Annotated in this window: 17 protein-coding genes; 12 read left to right on the plus strand and 5 right to left on the minus strand. The window is 71.8% G+C overall.

Annotation, left to right across the window (positions count from 1 at the left end; genetic code table 11):
• The gene (locus ACYU8V_RS02495) at window positions 1–291 is read left to right on the plus strand and encodes a DUF4193 domain-containing protein (protein WP_460789587.1); all 291 of its coding nucleotides are present in this window, start codon (window positions 1–3) and stop codon (window positions 289–291) included.
• A gap of 154 nt (window positions 292–445) precedes the next feature.
• Here ACYU8V_RS02495 and ACYU8V_RS02500 read toward each other — a convergent pair whose 3' ends face one another.
• Window positions 446–748 carry a DUF4235 domain-containing protein gene (locus ACYU8V_RS02500; RefSeq protein WP_460844890.1) on the minus strand — a complete coding sequence of 101 codons (303 nt, stop codon included), beginning with the start codon at window positions 746–748 and terminating at the stop codon, window positions 446–448.
• A gap of 28 nt (window positions 749–776) precedes the next feature.
• Window positions 777–1,241, minus strand: a complete 465-nt coding sequence (locus tag ACYU8V_RS02505; RefSeq protein ID WP_460844891.1) for a DUF3093 domain-containing protein — start codon at window positions 1,239–1,241, stop codon at window positions 777–779.
• A 52-nt stretch (window positions 1,242–1,293) separates the two neighbouring features.
• Here ACYU8V_RS02505 and dut point away from each other — a divergent pair, with 52 nt between their 5' ends.
• Genes dut through ACYU8V_RS02525 form a run of 4 tightly spaced genes read left to right on the plus strand, consistent with a single transcriptional unit; the run spans window position 1,294 to window position 3,458 of the window.
• The gene (gene dut, locus ACYU8V_RS02510) at window positions 1,294–1,791 is read left to right on the plus strand and encodes a dUTP diphosphatase (protein ID WP_460844892.1); all 498 of its coding nucleotides are present in this window, start codon (window positions 1,294–1,296) and stop codon (window positions 1,789–1,791) included.
• Complete coding sequence (locus tag ACYU8V_RS02515) at window positions 1,788–2,384, plus strand: DUF3710 domain-containing protein (RefSeq protein ID WP_460844894.1); 597 nt, start codon at window positions 1,788–1,790, stop codon at window positions 2,382–2,384. Before dut ends, ACYU8V_RS02515 begins: the two co-directional genes overlap by 4 nt.
• A gap of 4 nt (window positions 2,385–2,388) precedes the next feature.
• Window positions 2,389–2,748, plus strand: a complete 360-nt coding sequence (locus ACYU8V_RS02520) for an OB-fold nucleic acid binding domain-containing protein (protein WP_460844896.1) — start codon at window positions 2,389–2,391, stop codon at window positions 2,746–2,748.
• Window positions 2,745–3,458, plus strand: coding sequence for a DUF3159 domain-containing protein (locus tag ACYU8V_RS02525; protein WP_460844897.1), 714 nt, complete (start codon window positions 2,745–2,747; stop codon window positions 3,456–3,458). Before ACYU8V_RS02520 ends, ACYU8V_RS02525 begins: the two co-directional genes overlap by 4 nt.
• Window positions 3,459–3,465: 7 nt before the next feature.
• Here the strand turns inward: ACYU8V_RS02525 and ACYU8V_RS02530 are convergent, their stop codons facing one another.
• Together ACYU8V_RS02530 and ACYU8V_RS02535 are read right to left on the minus strand one after the other, a co-directional pair.
• Entirely contained in the window at window positions 3,466–4,140 is a 675-nt protein-coding gene (locus tag ACYU8V_RS02530; RefSeq protein WP_460844898.1) for a potassium channel family protein, read from the minus strand.
• 1 nt (window position 4,141) lies between these two features.
• Window positions 4,142–4,804 (minus strand): potassium channel family protein, encoded by a 663-nt coding sequence (locus tag ACYU8V_RS02535; protein ID WP_460844900.1) that lies wholly within the window; start codon window positions 4,802–4,804, stop codon window positions 4,142–4,144.
• Between the two features lie 52 nt (window positions 4,805–4,856).
• Here ACYU8V_RS02535 and ACYU8V_RS02540 point away from each other — a divergent pair, with 52 nt between their 5' ends.
• The 7 genes from ACYU8V_RS02540 to ACYU8V_RS02570 all read left to right on the plus strand — a co-directional run bounded on the left by ACYU8V_RS02540 (window position 4,857) and on the right by ACYU8V_RS02570 (window position 15,688).
• Entirely contained in the window at window positions 4,857–6,881 is a 2,025-nt protein-coding gene (locus tag ACYU8V_RS02540; RefSeq protein ID WP_460844902.1) for an APC family permease, read from the plus strand.
• Window positions 6,878–8,020 carry a class I SAM-dependent RNA methyltransferase gene (locus ACYU8V_RS02545; protein WP_460844903.1) on the plus strand — a complete coding sequence of 381 codons (1,143 nt, stop codon included), beginning with the start codon at window positions 6,878–6,880 and terminating at the stop codon, window positions 8,018–8,020. The genes ACYU8V_RS02540 and ACYU8V_RS02545 overlap by 4 nt, the downstream gene beginning before the upstream one ends.
• 113 nt (window positions 8,021–8,133) lie before the next feature.
• Window positions 8,134–8,706 carry a calcium-binding protein gene (locus ACYU8V_RS02550; RefSeq protein ID WP_460844904.1) on the plus strand — a complete coding sequence of 191 codons (573 nt, stop codon included), beginning with the start codon at window positions 8,134–8,136 and terminating at the stop codon, window positions 8,704–8,706.
• 64 nt (window positions 8,707–8,770) lie between these two features.
• Complete coding sequence (locus ACYU8V_RS02555) at window positions 8,771–10,027, plus strand: helix-turn-helix domain-containing protein (protein WP_460844906.1); 1,257 nt, start codon at window positions 8,771–8,773, stop codon at window positions 10,025–10,027.
• Between the two features lie 102 nt (window positions 10,028–10,129).
• Window positions 10,130–12,133 carry a fatty acid desaturase gene (locus ACYU8V_RS02560; RefSeq protein ID WP_460844907.1) on the plus strand — a complete coding sequence of 668 codons (2,004 nt, stop codon included), beginning with the start codon at window positions 10,130–10,132 and terminating at the stop codon, window positions 12,131–12,133.
• A gap of 124 nt (window positions 12,134–12,257) precedes the next feature.
• Window positions 12,258–14,672: a cytochrome P450 gene (locus tag ACYU8V_RS02565; RefSeq protein WP_460844909.1), complete on the plus strand. Its 2,415-nt coding sequence runs from the start codon at window positions 12,258–12,260 to the stop codon at window positions 14,670–14,672.
• The gene (locus ACYU8V_RS02570; protein ID WP_460844910.1) at window positions 14,669–15,688 is read left to right on the plus strand and encodes a Rieske 2Fe-2S domain-containing protein; all 1,020 of its coding nucleotides are present in this window, start codon (window positions 14,669–14,671) and stop codon (window positions 15,686–15,688) included. The genes ACYU8V_RS02565 and ACYU8V_RS02570 overlap by 4 nt, the downstream gene beginning before the upstream one ends.
• Before the next feature lie 44 nt (window positions 15,689–15,732).
• On the opposite strand, the gene ACYU8V_RS02575 is transcribed toward ACYU8V_RS02570, so the two are convergent.
• A complete protein-coding gene (locus ACYU8V_RS02575) occupies window positions 15,733–16,977 on the minus strand; it encodes a PucR family transcriptional regulator (protein ID WP_460844912.1) in 1,245 nt (414 codons plus the stop codon).
• Window positions 16,978–17,063 lie beyond the last annotated feature (86 nt).

Consider the following 17,063-nt stretch of genomic DNA (forward strand, 5'->3'; position numbering starts at 1 on the left):
ATGGCAACCGACTACGACGCGCCGCGCAAGAACGAGGACGAGCAGTCCGAGGAGAGCATCGAAGAGCTCAAGGCGCGCCGCCACGACAAGAACTCGGGCAAGGTCGACGAGGACGAGGTCGAGGCGGCCGAGTCCTTCGAGCTTCCCGGCGCTGACCTGTCCCACGAGGAGCTCGCGGTGGAGGTCAAGCCGAAGCAGGAGGACGAGTTCACCTGCATGAGCTGCTTCCTGGTCCACCACCGGTCGCAGCTGGCCGACCCGAAGAAGATGATCTGCCGCGACTGTGCTTGATGGCGCGAGCGCGTCTCCGGCGCCGCCGGCGGTCACTACAGTCCCGTAGGCCGGTTGCGGCGAGGATTCCGCCGGAGTCGCCTCCCGCCGCGCTGCCGCGCGAAAAGCAGAGCCGGGCCCGTCCGTGTGGACGGGCCCGACTGCTTTTCGGTCTTCAGTCCTTGCGCAGCGGCGGCGGGAGCTCGCCGGTGGACTTCAGGTAGTAGTTCGCGGCCCGGCGCTGCATCAGCATCTTGATCAGCGCCACGATGGTGCCGCTCGCGGCCGCCCAGGCCACCGCCTCGCGCAGCTGCACGTCGGGGTCGGCGGGGTTCTCCGGCGGCTGCTTGCCCGTGGCCGCCTTCCAGCCGGCGTTGAGGCCCTTCTTGGCCACCATCGCGCCGCCGAGACCCGAGACCAGTGCCATCAAGGACCAGACCTTGGAGCTGTCGCCCTTGCTCTGCTTCTTCTTGCCCATGGTCCGAGCCTAGGGCACGGCGCGCGGGTCAGTGCGAGGTGCGCGCCGCCGTCAGGGCGCTCGCGAGCCGCTCGGCGTGGCGCGAGCTGACCAGCCAGTACGGCGTCGGGTCGGTGGGGTCCGCGATCTCGACCCGCACGGCCCGCTTGAGGTAGGGCCGCAGCACCAGGAAGGCCCGTACGTCGGCGTCGCGGCCGGCCACCAGCCGGGTCTGCTCGGCGTCGAGGGCGGTCACGTCGCCGACGTACGCCGTCTCGATGCGGGCGCGGCCCGCCTGGAACCAGCCGTCGGACACGATGACCCGCGCATCGCCGTACCAGAACAGGCAGGCGGCGAGCAGCGCGAACGCCAGCCCGGTGGCGATCCACGCGGTCGGGCCGGGGACGGCGACCACGATGGTCAGCCACAGGATGGCCACGGCCATCGTGCCCTGGGCCCACCAGCGCAGCGGAACGCCGAGGCGCTCGTGGTAGGTGTCCGGGGCGCCGCTCACGAGGGGAATGATCCCATTCGCCGCTGCGCGCTCGTGCCCTAGGGTTCCGTGCGTGCCCGAGACGCCTGATCTGGAGATCGCCGTTCGCTGCCTGGACCCGGAGCTGCCGCTGCCGACGTACGCCCATCCCGGCGACGCCGGGGCCGACCTGGTCACGACCGTCGACGTGCGGCTGGCGCCGGGGGAGCGGGCGCTGGTGCCGACCGGGATCGCGATCGCCCTGCCCGACGGGTACGTCGCGCTGGTGCACCCGCGCTCCGGCCTGGCGGCGCGCCACGGGCTCTCGATCGTCAACACCCCCGGCACCATCGACGCCGGCTATCGCGGTGAGATCAAGGTCCTGCTCATCAACCACGACCCGGTGGAGCCGATCGAGCTCAACCGAGGCGACCGGATCGCGCAGTTGGTGATCCAGCGCTTCGAGCGCGCCCGCTTCATCGCCGTCGACGACCTTCCGGTGAGCGTGCGTGGGGTGGGCGGTTACGGTTCTACCGGGGTCGGCGCGGACATGCCGCGCGCGGCCGGAGGACATGTGGAGGCGACCAAGTGAACGACAGCGACGACAGCGGCACCGCCGCGGCGGACCGGTCGGCACCGTCGGGACCGTACGACGTCGAGGACCTGACCGAGGACGGCATCGAGCGCGTCGACCTGGGGTCGCTGCTGATCGCGCCCTTCGTGGGCAACGACCTGCGGCTGCAGGTCGACGAGCAGACCGGCGAGGTGCGGGCCGTGCTGCTCGCGGGTGAGCAGGGTGCCGTGGAGCTGCGGGCCTTTGCGGCGCCGCGCAACGGCGACCTGTGGGGCGAGATCCGCCCGCAGATCGCGGCCGAGACCTCGCGGCTCGGCGGCACCGCCACCGAGCGGGAGGGCCGGTTCGGCACCGAGCTGCTCTGCGAGCTGACCGTCCAGCAGCCCGACGGCACGCCTGCGCAGCAGGTCTCCCGGGTCGTGGGCGTCAACGGGTCGCGGTGGCTGCTGCGGGCGACGTTCCTCGGTGCGCCGGCGCTGGACGCCGAGGCCGCCCGGCCGTGGGACGACGCCGTGGCGCAGGTCGCCGTACGCCGGGGCGGGCACGCCATGCCGGTCGGGGAGCCGCTCGCGCTGAAGCTGCCCGAGGGCTTGCAGCAGGTGGAAGAGTAGGACCATGGGCGAGAAGCGCGGACTCCTTCACTCGTTGAACAAGTGGGCCAACACCCAGGAGATCGACGCGCGCGACCTGCAGGAGGCCAACCGTGAGGCGGGCTGCGCGTGCGTGGCCGAGGCCGCCGACCGCGTCCCGGTGCGCCTGCGCGGTCAGCTGCGCACGGTGACGCTGCGGCCGCGCGGCGGCGTACCCGCCCTGGAGGCCGACCTGTTCGACGGCAGCGGCTCGATCACCATCGTGTGGCTGGGCCGGCGCCGCATCGTCGGCATCGAGCCCGGCCGGTCGATCGAGGTCACCGGCCGGATCGGGGTGCACGACGGGGTGCGGATCATCTACAACCCGCGCTACGAGCTCCTGTGACCGGTTTCGACGCGACAGCGGAGCCCATCGGGGTCGACACCGTCGAGGCTCTCGTACGCCGCCAGCTCGCCGACGCGCTCGGCGGCAGGCGCGGCATCCTCGAGGCCGCGATCCCCGGACTGATCTTCACGGCGGTCTGGCTGCCGACCAAGCACCTGCAGATCGCGCTGATCGCCAGCCTCGTGGTCGCGGCGGCCGCGCTGGTGGTCCGCCTGGTGCAGCGCAGCCCGACCCAGTACGTCTTCAACGCGATCTTCAGCATCGGCATCGGCTGGATCTTCGTCCGGCTGGCCGCCAGCCACGGCGGCAGCGCCGACGACCAGGCGCTGGCCTACTTCCTGCCCGGCATCCTGATCAGCCTCGGCTACTCGATCGTGCTGGGCCTGAGCTGCCTCGTGCGCTGGCCGATGCTCGGCTTCATGCTGGGCGCGGCCACCGAGGACCCGATCGGGTGGCACGCCAACCCCCAGATCGTGCGGCTGTGCAGCCGGCTGACCTGGGTGATGCTGCTGCCCGGGGCGATCGGGGTGCTGCTGCAGGGCCCCGTGTGGCTGCTCGGCCACCAAGGCACGATCGGCGCGGGCACCGCGGTCGGCATCATCGCGGGCCTGCGCTACGGGCTGGGCTGGCCGCTGCGGATCGGCAGCTGGGCCGCCATGGTCTGGCTGCTCGCCCGCAACGCGACCCCGCTGGAGCCGGCGACCGACTGAGGTCGCGCTAGTTGCCCGGGTGGGCGCCCGGTGCGAGCAGCTGCTCCAGGGCGTCCTCGGCCTCGGTCGGTACGACGAACAGCAGCTCGTCCCCGGCCTCGACCGGCTGGTCGGGGGTCGGTGCGTAGACCTGGCCGTCGCGCAGGATCGTGACGAGCGCGCAGTTGTCCGGCAGCGGCACCTGGCCGCAGGGCTTCCCGACGTACGGCGAATCGGTGGGGAGTGTCATCTCGACCAGGTTCGCGTTGCCCTTGCGGAACTCGAACAGCCGCACCAGGTCGCCCACGGTGACGGCCTCCTCGACGAGTGCGGACATGATCCGCGGCGTCGAGACGCTGACGTCGACACCCCAGGCCTCGGTGAAGAGCCACTCGTTGTTGGGGTGATTGACCCGGCCGACCGTGCGCGGGACGCCGAACTCGGTCTTGGCGAGCAGCGAGGTGACCAGGTTGACCTTGTCGTCGCCGGTCGCGGCGATGACCACGTCGCAGTTCTCCAGCCGCGCCTCCTCCAGCGAGGAGAGCTCGCAGGAGTCGGCCAGCAGCCACTCGGCGGCGGGCACCCGCTCGGGGCGGATCGAGGTCGGCGTCTTGTCGATGAGCAGGACGTCGTGACCGTTCTGGATGAGCTCGCGGGCGATCGATCGACCGACCGCGCCGGCTCCGGCGATGGCGACGCGCATGTCAGTGACCCTCCGGGCCGTTCTCGAGGACTTGGTAGACGTGGGCGGCGTTGTCCTCGCGCATGGCCAGGTGCAGCATGTCGCCCTCCTGCACGCGGGTCTCACGGGTCGGCAGCATGCCCTCGCCGAGCCGGTCGATCCACGCGATGCGGCTGCCCGACTGGATCTGCAGGTCGATCATCAGCTGACCGATCCACGGCTCCGGGACGGTGATGTGGTCGACCCGGATGGTGCCGGACGGGTCGCGGAAGTCGGGCTCGGCCCCGGCGGGCAGCATCCGCCGCAGCACCTGGTCGGCCGTCCACTTCACGGTGGCGACGGTGGTGATGCCGAGCCGCTGGTAGACCTCGGCGCGGCCCGGGTCGTAGATCCGGGCGACGACCGACTGGATCCCGAACGTCTCGCGCGCGACGCGCGCGGCGATGATGTTGGAGTTGTCGCCGCTGGACACCGCGGCGAAGGCCTCGGCCCTCCGGATCCCGGCCTTCTCCAACACCTGCTGGTCGAACCCGACCCCGGCGATCTTGTCGCCGTTGAAGCCGGGACCGAGGCGCCGGAAGGCGTCGGGCTCGGTGTCGATGATGGCCACGGTGTGGTTGCGGTCCTCGAGGCTGCGGGCGAGAGTCGACCCGACCCGGCCGCAGCCCATGATCACGACGTGCACACGATCAACCTAGGCCATGGGGGTGGCGAGAGGGTGCCGTAGGGTTCGGCCCGTGGGCGTCGGCGATCTCTCCAAGCGCATCCTGCTGGGTCGGAAGCTGCGCAGTGCCCAGCTCGGGGAGACGCTGCTCCCCAAGCGCATCGCACTGCCGGTGTTCGCCAGCGACGCGCTGTCCTCGGTCGCGTACGCACCGGACGAGGTCTTCATCATGCTGTCGATCGCGGGCCTGAGCGCCTACGCCTTCAGCTGGAAGATCGCGATCCTGGTCGCGCTGGTCATGCTGGCCGTGATCGCGTCGTACCGGCAGAACGTGCACGCCTACCCCTCCGGCGGAGGTGACTACGAGGTCGCCACCGTCAACCTCGGTCCGTACGCCGGCCTGACGGTCGCCGCCGCGCTGCTGGTCGACTACGTCCTCACCGTGGCGGTGTCGATCTCGTCGGGCGCGAACTACGCGGGGGCGCTGATACCCGCGCTGCACGAGCACGTCGAGCTGCTCGCGGTGGGGCTCGTCGTGGTGCTGACGGCGATGAACCTGCGCGGCATCCGCGAGGCCGGGACGGCGTTCGCGATTCCGACGTACTGCTTCATGGCGGGGATCATCGGGATGGGCGTCTTCGGCCTGGTGCTGATGGCGACCGGCCACCTCCCGCACGTCGAGAGCGCGAAGTTCGACATCGTCCCCGAGAACGGCGGCACCAGCGACCTCGGCGGCATCGCCCTGGTCTTCCTGCTGATGCGGGCGTTCTCCTCCGGTTGTGCCGCGCTCACCGGTGTCGAGGCGATCAGCAACGGCGTGCCGGCGTTCCGCAAGCCGAAGAGCCGCAACGCCGCGACCACGCTCGCGCTGCTCGGTGCCATCGCCGTGACGATGATGATGATGATCATCGTGCTGGCCCAGAAGATGGGGCTGCGCTACGTCGACCCCGACGAGATGCACCGGCTCACCCTCAACGGCAAGCCGCTGCCCGACGGCACCGTCCAGGACGCCGTGATCGCCCAGATCGCCAAGGCGCTGTTCTCCGGCTTCCCGCCGGGCTTCTACTTCGTGGTGTCGGTGACCGGCCTGATCCTGGTGCTGGCGGCCAACACCGCGTTCAACGGCTTCCCGGTGCTCGGCTCGATCCTCGCCCGCGACGGCTACATGCCGCGCGCCTTCGGCTCGCGCGGCGACCGGCTCGCGTTCAGCAACGGCATCCTGTTCCTCGCGATCATGGCGATCGTGCTGATCGTCGCCTTCGACGCCCAGACCACCAAGCTGATCCAGCTCTACATCGTCGGCGTCTTCGTCTCCTTCAACCTCAGCCAGCTGGGCATGATCCGGCACTGGACGCGCAACCTGAAGAGCGAGACCGATCCGGCCGTACGCCGCCGGATGCAGCGCTCGCGGGTCATCAACGCCGCCGGCCTGACCATGACCGCCGCCGTCTTCGTGGTCGTGCTGATCACGAAGTTCCTGGCGGGTGCGTGGATCGCGATCCTGGCGATGGCGTTCTTCTGGGTGCTGATGGCGGCGATCCGGCGTCATTACGCGAACGTCTCCGAGGAGCTGGCCGCCGACGACGAGGACAAGGTGATGCCCACGCGGGTGCACGCCATCGTCCTGGTCGCCAAGCTGCACAAGCCGACCCTGCGCGCGCTCGCCTACGCCAAGGCCACGCGGCCCAACACCCTCGAGGGCATCTACGTCTCCACCGATCCGGAGGAGACCGCGAAGCTGACCGAGGAGTGGGAGATCCGCAACATGGGGATCCCGCTGAAGATGCTCGACTCGCCCTACCGCGAGGTGGTGCGGCCGGTCGTCGAGTACGTCCGCTCGATCCGCCGCGAGAGCCCCCGCAGCGTCATCGCCGTCTACATCCCCGAGTACGTCGTCGGCCGCTGGTGGGAGCACCTGCTGCACAACCAGACCGCGCTGCGGCTCAAGGGCCGGCTGCTGTTCACGCCCGGCGTCATGGTCACCTCGGTGCCCTACCAGCTGCAGTCCTCGAAGATCGGCCTGGAGCGCACCGAGCGCGAGGAGCAGCGCGTGCACCCCGGCGACCTGCGCAGCGGCCGTCTCCGGTCGCGCCGGTGAGCCGCCGGGGTCCCCGGCGGCCGTCGCGTCGTCCGCGCGAGCGGACCGCCCGCGGCGAGTCCGTCGTCGGGCAGCGGTTCGAGGTCGAGGTCGGCCCGGTCGCCCACGGCGGCCACTGCGTGGCGCGGGTCCCGGTGGGCGAGGACCAGCGGGTGGTCTTCGTGCGACACGCGCTGCCGGGGGAGCGGGTGGTCGTCGAGATCACCGAGGGGACCGAGGGCGACCGGTTCTGGCGGGGTGACGCCGTCGAGGTGCTCTCGCCGTCGCCCGATCGCGTCGAGGCGCCCTGCCGGTACGCCGGCCCCGGGCTCTGCGGCGGCTGCGACTTCCAGCACGTGGCGCTGCCCGCGCAGCGCTCGCTCAAGGCCGCGGTCGTCCGCGAGCAGCTGCAGCGGCTGGCCGGCCTCGACCTGGAGGTCGTGGTCGAGCCGGTGCCGGGCGACAGCGACGGCCTCGGCTGGCGCACGCGCCAGCGCTACGTGCGCCTGCCCGGGGGTGCACGCGGCATGCGACTGCACCGCTCCCACGACGTCGTCGAGGTCGAGGAGTGCCTCCTCGAGGCGCCCGCCGGCCCGTCGTACTCGGTGCGGGGGGTGGGCTTCGAGGTCGCCGACGGCGGGTTCTGGCAGGTGCACCCGGGGGCGCCGGAGGCCCTCGTCGGGGCGGTGCTCGACGCACTGCGGCCGGAGCCGGGGGAGTCCGCCCTCGACCTGTACGCCGGCGTGGGGCTCTTCTCCCGCTTCCTGCTCGACGCCGTCGGCCCCTCCGGCCGCGTGACGGCGATCGAGGGCGACCGGGAGGCCTCGGCGCTCTCCGAGACGAACTGCCCCGGCGTCGAGGCGGTGGCCGGCGATGTCGCCGCCGTCCTGGGCGCCCGTCCGGAGGGTCATGTCGACCTCGTCGTCCTCGACCCGCCCCGCACCGGCGCCAAGCGCGCCGTCGTCGAGCAGGTCGTCGCCCGCACCCCGCGTGCCGTCGCGTACGTCGCCTGCGACCCTGCCGCGCTCGCCCGCGACGTCGCGATCTTCGCCGAGCACGGCTACGAGCTGGTGGGCCTGCGCGCCTTCGACCTCTTCCCGATGACGCACCACGTCGAGTGCGTCGCGCAGTTGGTGCGACGGGGCCCGGGCGCTCACTGAGCCGGCGCAGCGGGGTCTGTTCGGGCACGCCGACGCAACGGCTCAGGTGTCCCGGCGGATGGCCGATGGGCAAGGCGGACGGTTGCATCCATCACGCCCTTCTGGAGTTCCCTATGCCGAGGCATGCTCTCGCGGCGCTGGCTGCGCCTGCGCTGTTCGTCCTCATCGCTCACCCCGCCGCGGTGCACGCGACGGCCGAGCGCACGACGCCCACGTGCGGTGGGCATGCGGCCACCATCGTCGGCACTGCCGGAAGCGACGTGCTCCGGGGGACCAGCCACGCCGACGTGATCGTCGCGCGGGGCGGCAACGACACCGTGCGCGGCGGGGGCGGCAACGACATCATCTGCGGTGGGTCCGGGCGGGACCACATCTTCGGGGGTGCCGGCAGCGACCGCGTCATCGGAGGCATCGGCGACGACGACGAGCTGGGCGGGGCCGGCAACGACGTGCTCGACGGGAACGCCGACGACGACTCGCTGAGCGGCGGCCTCGGCACCGACACCCTCCGCGGCGGGTCCGGCAACGACCAGCTCGACGGCGACGAGGGCGACGACTCGCTGTCCGGTGGCCAGGGCGACGACTCCCTCAGCGACGACCAGGGTGAGAACGCCGAGGACGGCGGCGACGGCAGCGACACCTGTGTGTCCGCCACCGGCGACTCCTGCGACGACGACACCGAGTAGCCGACGCTCTGAGCGTCGCCGGCCGCGCCGGCGTCGCGCCGGGCCGACGCCGGTGCGAGACTCCGTGGTTGTGGAGCCGCCCGAGCAGGTCACCGTCGCGCTGCGGCGTACCGCTGCCGAGCTGCTCGAGGACGTGAGCTCCTACGCCGAGAGCATGCTGTCCTACATCCTCGAGCGCATCCCCGAGGCCGGCGCCGACCCGGAGCTGCGCGGGCTGACCCTCGGCTCGTGCTCCTCGAACCTCGAGGCGGCGTTGTCGATGCTCCGTCACGGCATCGACGTCAGCGCGGCGACCGCGCCCGTGACCGCGCTGGAGCACGCGCGGGCCATGGCGGCCCGCGGCTACAGCGTCGACGTGATGCTGCGGTTCTACCGGATGGGGCACGCCTACTTCACCGAGCTGCTCGTGCCCAACATCGTCTCGGTCGTCGACGATCCGGCCACCGCGCTCGACGTCGTGCGCGACCTGCAGGCCTTCGCCTTCGCCTACATCGACCGCATCTCGAGCCAGGTCGCCCTCGAGTACGTCGCCGAGCTCGACCGGCGCGCCCACCAGGCCCGCGCGGCCAGGACCGACACGGTGCGCTCGCTGATCGCCGGCGACCGGGTGGACCTGCAGCGGGCCGAGCGCACCCTGTCGCACCGGCTCACCGGCTGGCAGGTCGGCTTCGTGTGCTGGACCGATCGCGACGATGTCGACCTCGCACCGGTCGGCGCGGCGGTCGCCGCCCACCTGGGCGGAGGCTCGCCCCTCCTGGTGCCCGACGGGGCTCGGGCACTGTGGGGATGGCTGGACACCGCGAGGCCGCGCGACCTCGCGTCCCGCCCGCTGGGGTCGCTCGCCGCGAGGATCCCCGCGACGGTCTGGATCTCGGTCGGTACGCCGGCGGAGGGGGCGCCCGGGTTCCGCGAGTCGCATCTGCAGTCCCTGCGGGCGCGCCGGATCGTCGAGCTCTCCGGCCGGGGCCCGTCGCTGACCTGGTACGCCGAGCTCGCCCTGGTGGACGTGATGAGCCAGGACCTCGCGCGGGCGCGGGCGTTCGTCGCCGCCGAGCTCGGTGGGCTGGCGGCCAACGGGGCGCGTGAGGGCGAGGAGCGGTCCGCATTGCTGGCGGTGCTCGACGCCCAGGGTGGGCTCGCGGCCGCGGCGGGCGAGCTCGGGTTGCACCGCAACACCGTCCTGCGCCGGTTGCGGCGCGCCGAGGAGCGCCTCGGGCGGGCGACCACCGAGCGCGTCGTCGAGCTGCACGCGGCCCTGCGCCTGGCGCAGGGCCTGGGTCCGGCGGTGCTGACCTCGCACGGCTCCGACCGGCCCACGTAGGGCGGCGCCCGCAGCGCCCGGGCCCTCCTGGTGCTCGGCGCACCACCTGGTGGGCTCGGCACCCCTATCCCAAGGGGAGCGCGCCGCCGTACGTTCGCCGGCATGACCGCCTCGCTAGTGCAGCCCGCACCTCCCCGTCACGCGCTTCCCGATCCCGGCGAGCGGGTGCCCACGCTCTCCTGGCCCATCGTCGGCATCTTCACGGCGGCGCTCGCGGTCCTCGGGGTGGCGACCTGGGCAGCGCTGGACGAGGCCCTCCCGGTGTCCGTGACCGTCGGGCTCGCCGCCGCCGCGATCTTCGTGTCCTTCACGGTCCTCCACGACGCGGCGCACTACTCGATCAGCACCCACCGGTGGGTCAACGTCGCGTTCGGGCGCGTGGCGATGCTCATCGTCTCGCCGGTGATCTCCTTCCGGTCGTTCGCGTTCATCCACATCGAGCACCACCGCAACACCAACGACGGCGACAACGACCCCGACCACTTCGTGAGTGGATCCCCGGTCTGGCAGCTCCCGCTCCGGTTCGCCGTGATGGACGTGCCGTACCTCGTCTTCGTCGCCCGGAACGCCACCCGCCGGCCGCGGGCGGAGCTGCTCGAGACCGGCGTCCTGCTGGCCGGCTGCGCCGCGGTCGTGACGGCGTGCGCCCTGACCGGTCACCTGTGGACGCTCGCGGTGGTCTACCTCATCCCCGAGCGCATTGCCGTGTTCGTCCTGGCGTGGTGGTTCGACTGGCTGCCCCACCACGACCTCGAGGACACCCAGCGCGACAACCGGTACCGCGCGACCCGGAACCGGGTCGGATCGGAATGGGTCCTCACCCCGCTGCTGCTCTCGCAGAACTACCACCTGGTCCACCACCTGCACCCCTCCATCCCGTTCTACCGGTACGTCGCGGCCTGGCGACGCAACGAGGAGGCCTACCTGGAGCGGGACGCGGCGATCGGAACCGTGTTCGGCCAGCAGCTGAGCGCCCGGGACTACCGCGAGTGGAAGCGCCTCAACGGCAGGCTCGCCCCGCTCCTGCCGCTCCGGAGGGCCCGGCGGTCCTCGGCGACGCACCCGGTCTTCCACGACGTGCCGGTGGCCGGCGTGGAGCGGCTGACCGCCGACAGCGTGCTGATCCGCTTCGCCGTGCCCGAGCACCTCAGGGACGAGTTCGCCTTCGAGCCGGGGCAGCACCTCGTGGTCCGCACCTCCCTCGGCGGTGAGGGAGTACGCCGCAACTACTCGATCTGCTCCTCGGCGACGTCGGGCGAGCTGGCGATCGGCGTCAAGCAGATCCCGGGCGGGGCGTTCTCGACGTACGCACGGGAGCAGCTGCAGGAGGGGGACGTCCTGGAGCTGATGACCCCGGCCGGCTCGTTCGGTACCCCGGTCGACCCGCTCGCCGCCCGGAGCTACGTCGCGATCGCGGCCGGCAGCGGGATCACCCCGATCCTGTCGATCCTGACCACGACGCTGGAGGTCGAGACCGACAGCACCTTCACCCTCGTCTACGGCAACCGCGACGCCGACAGCACCATGTTCCGCGAGCAGCTCGCGGACCTCGAGTCCCGCTACGCCGATCGCTTCGAGGTCGTCCACGTCCGGTCCCGCGACCCTCGGCACCCGGCCCGGCTGCGCGGTCGCATTGACGGCGAGCGCCTGGCCGGCTGGCTCGGCAAGGACCTCGATCCCAGGACCGTGGACGAGTGGTTCCTCTGCGGCCCGATCGAGATGGTCACCGGCCTTCGCGATGTCCTCCTGGAGCACGAGGTCGAGCCCGGCCGGCTGCACGTGGAGCTGTTCCACGGCTACGAGAGCCGGCCGGTCACGGGCGGCCACGGCTCCGCGAGCGTCACCGTCAGGCTCTCCGGCCAGGAGCGGGAGCTGGCCCTCGAAGCGGGCGACACAGTGCTGGAGTCGGCGTTGAAGGCGGGCATCGAGGCGCCGTACGCCTGCCTCGGCGGCGCCTGCGGCACCTGCCGGGCCAAGGTGCTGCTCGGGTCGGTGGCGATGGACCAGAACTTCGCGCTCTCCCCGGCCGCCGTTGACGACGGCTACGTGCTCACCTGCCAGTCGCACCCGATCACGCCGGCCGTGGTGGTCGACTACGACGGCTGAGCGGCCGCGTCGGCTGCTTGTGCGTGCGTCCAAACGCGGACGCGATCCTTGCCGGAGAACACGAGATCCCGGGGTGTGGTCGAGGACCAGAATGAGGAATCCTCTCCACAAGGCGGTTGCACCCATGAGCGTTCTCGACCAGGTCATCAACAAGGCCCAAGCGACGATCCCGATGAAGCGGCAGGTCCAGGGCCTGCACCTGTACCAGCGCGCCAAGCGCCGGGTCGTCGGCGATCGGCAGCCGGTCTTCGTCGAGCAGACGATCCCCGACGTCGACGAGCTCGAGCTGACCGAGATCGACGTCAGCAACCCCTTCCTGTACCGCCAGGGCCAGTGGTCGTCGTACTTCAAGCGGCTGCGGGACGAGGCGCCGGTCCACTACCAGGCCAACAGCCCCTTCGGCCCGTTCTGGTCGATCACCCGGTACGACGACATCGTCACCGTGGACAAGGACTACGAGCGGTTCTCGGCGGAGCCGCAGATCATCATCGGCACCCCGCCCGAGGGCCTGGACATCGAGATGTTCATCGCCATGGACCCGCCGCGGCACGACCAGCAGCGCGGCGCCGTCCAGGGGGTCGTGGCGCCCCAGAACCTCGAGGAGATGGAGGGCCTGATCCGCTCGCGGGTGGCGGAGGTCCTCGACGACCTGCCCGTCAACGAGCCGTTCGACTGGGTCGACAAGGTCAGCATCGAGCTGACCTCGCGGATGCTCGCCACCCTGCTCGACTTCCCCTACGACCAGCGCCGCAAGCTCGTGCAGTGGACCGACCTGACGGCCGCGGCCGCCTCGACCACCGGCGGCGACAGCGACACCGACGCGATGTACCGGGGCGTCGCCGACATGGCGCAGAGCTTCAGCGCCCTCTGGCACGACAAGGCCGCGCGGCTGGCCGCGGGGGAGAAGCCCGGCTACGACCTGATCACCCTGATGCAGATGTCCGAGGACACCAAGGACCTGATCAACCGGCCGATGGAGTTCCTCGGCAACCTCATCCTGCTGGTGGTGGGCGGCAACGACACCACCCGCAACTCGATGTCGGGCGGCGTGTACGCGCTCAACCGGTTCCCGGACCAGTTCGACCGCCTCAAGGCCGACCACGGCCTGATCGCGAAGCTCGTCCCCGAGATCATCCGGTGGCAGACGCCGCTGGCCTACATGCGCCGCATCGCCAAGCAGGACACCGTCCTCAACGGCCAGTTCATCCGCAAGGGCGACAAGATCGTCATGTGGTACGCCTCGGCCAACCGTGACGAGCGCACGTTCGAGAACCCCGACGACTTCATCATCGACCGTCCCAACGCCCGCCACCACCTCTCCTTCGGCATCGGTGTCCACCGGTGCATGGGGAGCCGGCTCGCCGAGCTGCAGCTGCGCATCCTGTGGGAGGAGCTGCTGGCGCGCTTCGAGGACATCGAGGTCGTGGAGGAGCCCGAGTACGTCCAGTCGAACTTCGTCCGGGGCTACGACAAGATGATGGTCACCCTCACGCCGCTGGGCCAGAAGAGCACGCGTCGCCGGCCCGCCGAGCAGCCGTCCGTCGCCGCTGCGCCCGCGCGGCACGGCTCGCGCGAGGGCTGGGTCACCGGCACCACCGAGAGCGAGCTCGACCTGCAGGTCGCGGCTCGCCGGGAGGCGGCCGACGGGATCGTGGAGCTCACGCTCGTCGACCCGGCGGGCGGACCGCTCCCGCCCTGGACCGCCGGCGCGCACGTCGACCTCGTCCTCAGCCCGTCGCTCACGCGGCAGTACTCCCTGTGCGGCAGCTCCGCCGACGAGTCGTCGTGGAAGGTCGGCGTGCTCCGCGACCCGGGCAGCCGCGGCGGTTCGGCGTACGTCCACGAGAAACTGACCGAGGGCGCGACCGTGCGGGTGCGCGGACCGCGCAACCACTTCCCGCTCGTCGCGTCGCCGCGCTACCAGTTCATCGCCGGCGGCATCGGGATCACCCCGATCCTGGCGATGATCGAGGCGGCCGAGGCGCGCGGTGCCGAGTGGAGCCTGCTGTACGGCGGCCGCTCCCGCGCGTCGATGGCGTTCCTCGACCGGCTCGAGGGCGACGACCGGGTGACGGTCTGGCCGCAGGACGACAAGGGCCTGCTCGACCTCGAGTCCGTGCTCGGGACGCCGCAGCCGGACACCCTGGTCTACTGCTGCGGTCCCGGCCCGCTCCTCGACGCCGTCGAGGACGGGTGTGCGGGGTGGCCGGACGGCAGCCTGCATCTCGAGCGCTTCGCGGCCAAGGCGGTCGCGGCGTCCGAGGACGCGCTCGACTCCTTCGAGGTCGAGTGCTCGCGCTCCGGGGTGACCGTGACGGTGCCCGCGGGCACCTCGATCTTCGACGCGGTCGAACGGGCCGGTGTCGACGTGCTGGGCTCCTGCATGGAGGGCATCTGCGGCACCTGCGAGGTCGACGTGGTCGCGGGAACGCCCGACCACCGCGACTCGATCCTGTCCAAGACCGAGCGTGAGCGTGGCGACACGATCATGCTCTGCGTCTCCCGCTCCCTGTCGAAGAAGCTGGTGCTGGACGTATGAGCTACCCCCAGGACTGCTGGTACGTCGCCGCCACGAGCGACGAGCTGGACCAGGTCGGCGCGGGCCTGCTCGCCCGACGCCTCCTCGACACCCACGTCGTGCTCCTCCGGCTCGCCGACGGCTCGGTGGCCGCGCTCGAGGACCGCTGCGCGCACCGTCCCTACCCGCTGTCGGCCGGCCACCGCGAGGGCGACCTGATCGTGTGCGGCTACCACGGCTGCACCTACGACGCGACGGGTCGCTGCGTGCGGGTGCCCTCCCAGGACGCGGTCCCCTCGGGCGCCCGGGTGCGCGCGTTCCCCGTCGTCGAGCGCGGGCCGTTCGTCTGGATCTGGACCGGCACGCCCGGCGGCGAGCGATTGCGTACGCCGCCGGCGACACCCTGGCTGCAGGGCGACGGCTGGAGCAGCGTGGGGGAGCGGCGCACCGTGGCCGCCGACCTGCCGCTGCTGCACGAGCACTACCTCGACCTGACCAACGTGTTCGCGATGCACCCCGAGATGGTGCCGCCCGGCATCGAGGCGCTGCCGCCGCTGGAGGAGGTGGAGGTCTCCGAGGTCTCGGTGTCCTACACCCGGGAGCTGCCCAAGGCGCCGCTGGCACCGTGGGAGGCCCAGGTCTGCGGGCTCGACAGCGCCGCGTCGTTCGGCCGGACGGAGACGGGCACGTTCGTGACCCCCGGCCTGCACAAGCAGACCTACACGATCACCGGCCCCGACGGCCCCGAGCTGGAGCTGGTGCGCAGCCACGGCTTCACGCCGGAGCGCGACGGCGCCACCCACGTCTTCCTGCAGATCTCGTGGCGCGGCCCCGCGGTCTCGCCCGATGCGGGCCAGGCGCTGGCCGCCGTCTTCCACGAGATGGCCGACCGCGACATCGCCGTGCTCGAGACGATGCAGCGCTGCCTCGACGAGGACCCGACGCCGCGGCGCTACTTCAACGTCAAGGCCGACCGTGCCGCGCTGCGGGCGCGCCGGATCCTGACCTCGATGGTGGAGGACGAGCGGGGACGCTGAGCCGTGGGCCGGGGCGGGTGCGCTCCGGCCCGCCGGCCCGGACGTCACTGCCCCAGCGAGCCGTCGGGGTGGAAGGCGCTCAGGTGCCGCAGGGCCAGCGAGATCTCGGTGCTGATCTTGCCGATCGGGCGGCCGAGGAGCTCCTCGGCCTGGCCGAGCCGGTACCGGATGGTGTTGCGGTGGACCATCAGCCGGCGCGACGACTCGTCCACGTTCCCGCCGCTGGTCAGGTAGGCGTCGAGGGTCTCGCGGATCCGTTGCGCGCTCTCCTCCTCGCCGGCCAGGTCGCCGAGGATGCGCGCCACGAAGCGATCCACCCCGGCGCTGCAGCCGAGCAGGACGAGCAGCTCCACGTCGGCGTACACGTTGATGTGCGCGGCCGACCGGGTCCCGATGACCTGCAGCGCCCCGAGGGCCTCGGTGTGGCTGTCGGCGAAGCCGCGGACACCGTGCGACGGCGTACCGACGCCCACGACCGTGGCGCCGCGGTCCACGCCGTGGAAGGTCTCGACGAGCGTCTCGGTGCTGATCGGGTCGCGGGTCGCGATCCACACCCAGAGCCGCCGGCCGCCGGGGCGGACCAGCAGCGGGTTGCCCGAGCCGACGCTGCGCGCGAGATCCAGCGCCACCTGCTCGAGCCGGGCGATGGCGTCGTCGTCGTCGCACGCGAGAACCATCGCGGTGTGGTGCGCGGAGATCGGGTAGCCGCCGAGGGCCGATGAGATCCGGCGTACGTCGTCCATCTGGCCGGCCAGCACGGCCTGGACGGTGTCGTAGCGCCGGGCGTCGACCCCGGCCAGGACCTTGGTGCGCTCGGCCTGGTAGATCTCGATCGAGACGCTGATCGACTTGTCGAGCCACACCCCGGCCCGGTTCCAGAAGTACATGAGCAGGTCGGCGCGGTCGAAGTCGCCGCGCTCGAGCTCCTTGATGACCTCGATGACGTAGCGCCAGACCTCCTGCTGCGCGACCCGGTAGATCTGGATGAGGTTCTCCAGCGGGAACTGCAGCTGGGCGACCGTCGCCGAGAGCCGTTGCGCGGCGTCGACGAGCCGGAAGTGCTGCGCCGGCTGGGCGAAGTCGGCGAGGAAGGCCACCCAGTGCTCGCGCACCGTGACCCTCAGCAGCTCCTCCAGGCCCTCGACCCGCCGGATCTCCGGCATCTCCGCGAGGATCGCCCCGGTGACCCGCTCCACCCAGGCGTCGACCTGGGCCGGCTGGGCCTGCTCGGCCACGTAGGACAACAGCCACGGCTCGAGGCCACTGGGCACAGCGTCGTTGCTCACCACCCGCGCGACGCTACCGCTCCGCTCGGCCGATGGTGGGGATCCCGGGGCGATCGGTCGCGGCCGATCGCGCCGTCTGTGCAGGCCGA

The sequence above is a fragment of the Nocardioides ultimimeridianus genome (genome assembly GCF_054777895.1).

Excerpts from the sequence above, each read along its gene's own strand:
- ACYU8V_RS02495 (WP_460789587.1), top strand. The coding sequence starts at position 1 with ATGGCAACCGACTACGACGCGCCGCGCAAGAACGAGGACGAGCAGTCC.
- ACYU8V_RS02500 (WP_460844890.1), bottom strand. The coding sequence starts at position 748 with ATGGGCAAGAAGAAGCAGAGCAAGGGCGACAGCTCCAAGGTCTGGTCC.
- ACYU8V_RS02520 (WP_460844896.1), top strand. The coding sequence starts at position 2,389 with ATGGGCGAGAAGCGCGGACTCCTTCACTCGTTGAACAAGTGGGCCAAC.
- ACYU8V_RS02530 (WP_460844898.1), bottom strand. The coding sequence starts at position 4,140 with ATGCGCGTCGCCATCGCCGGAGCCGGCGCGGTCGGTCGATCGATCGCC.
- ACYU8V_RS02550 (WP_460844904.1), top strand. The coding sequence starts at position 8,134 with ATGCCGAGGCATGCTCTCGCGGCGCTGGCTGCGCCTGCGCTGTTCGTC.
- ACYU8V_RS02560 (WP_460844907.1), top strand. The coding sequence starts at position 10,130 with ATGACCGCCTCGCTAGTGCAGCCCGCACCTCCCCGTCACGCGCTTCCC.
- ACYU8V_RS02565 (WP_460844909.1), top strand. The coding sequence starts at position 12,258 with ATGAGCGTTCTCGACCAGGTCATCAACAAGGCCCAAGCGACGATCCCG.
- ACYU8V_RS02570 (WP_460844910.1), top strand. The coding sequence starts at position 14,669 with ATGAGCTACCCCCAGGACTGCTGGTACGTCGCCGCCACGAGCGACGAG.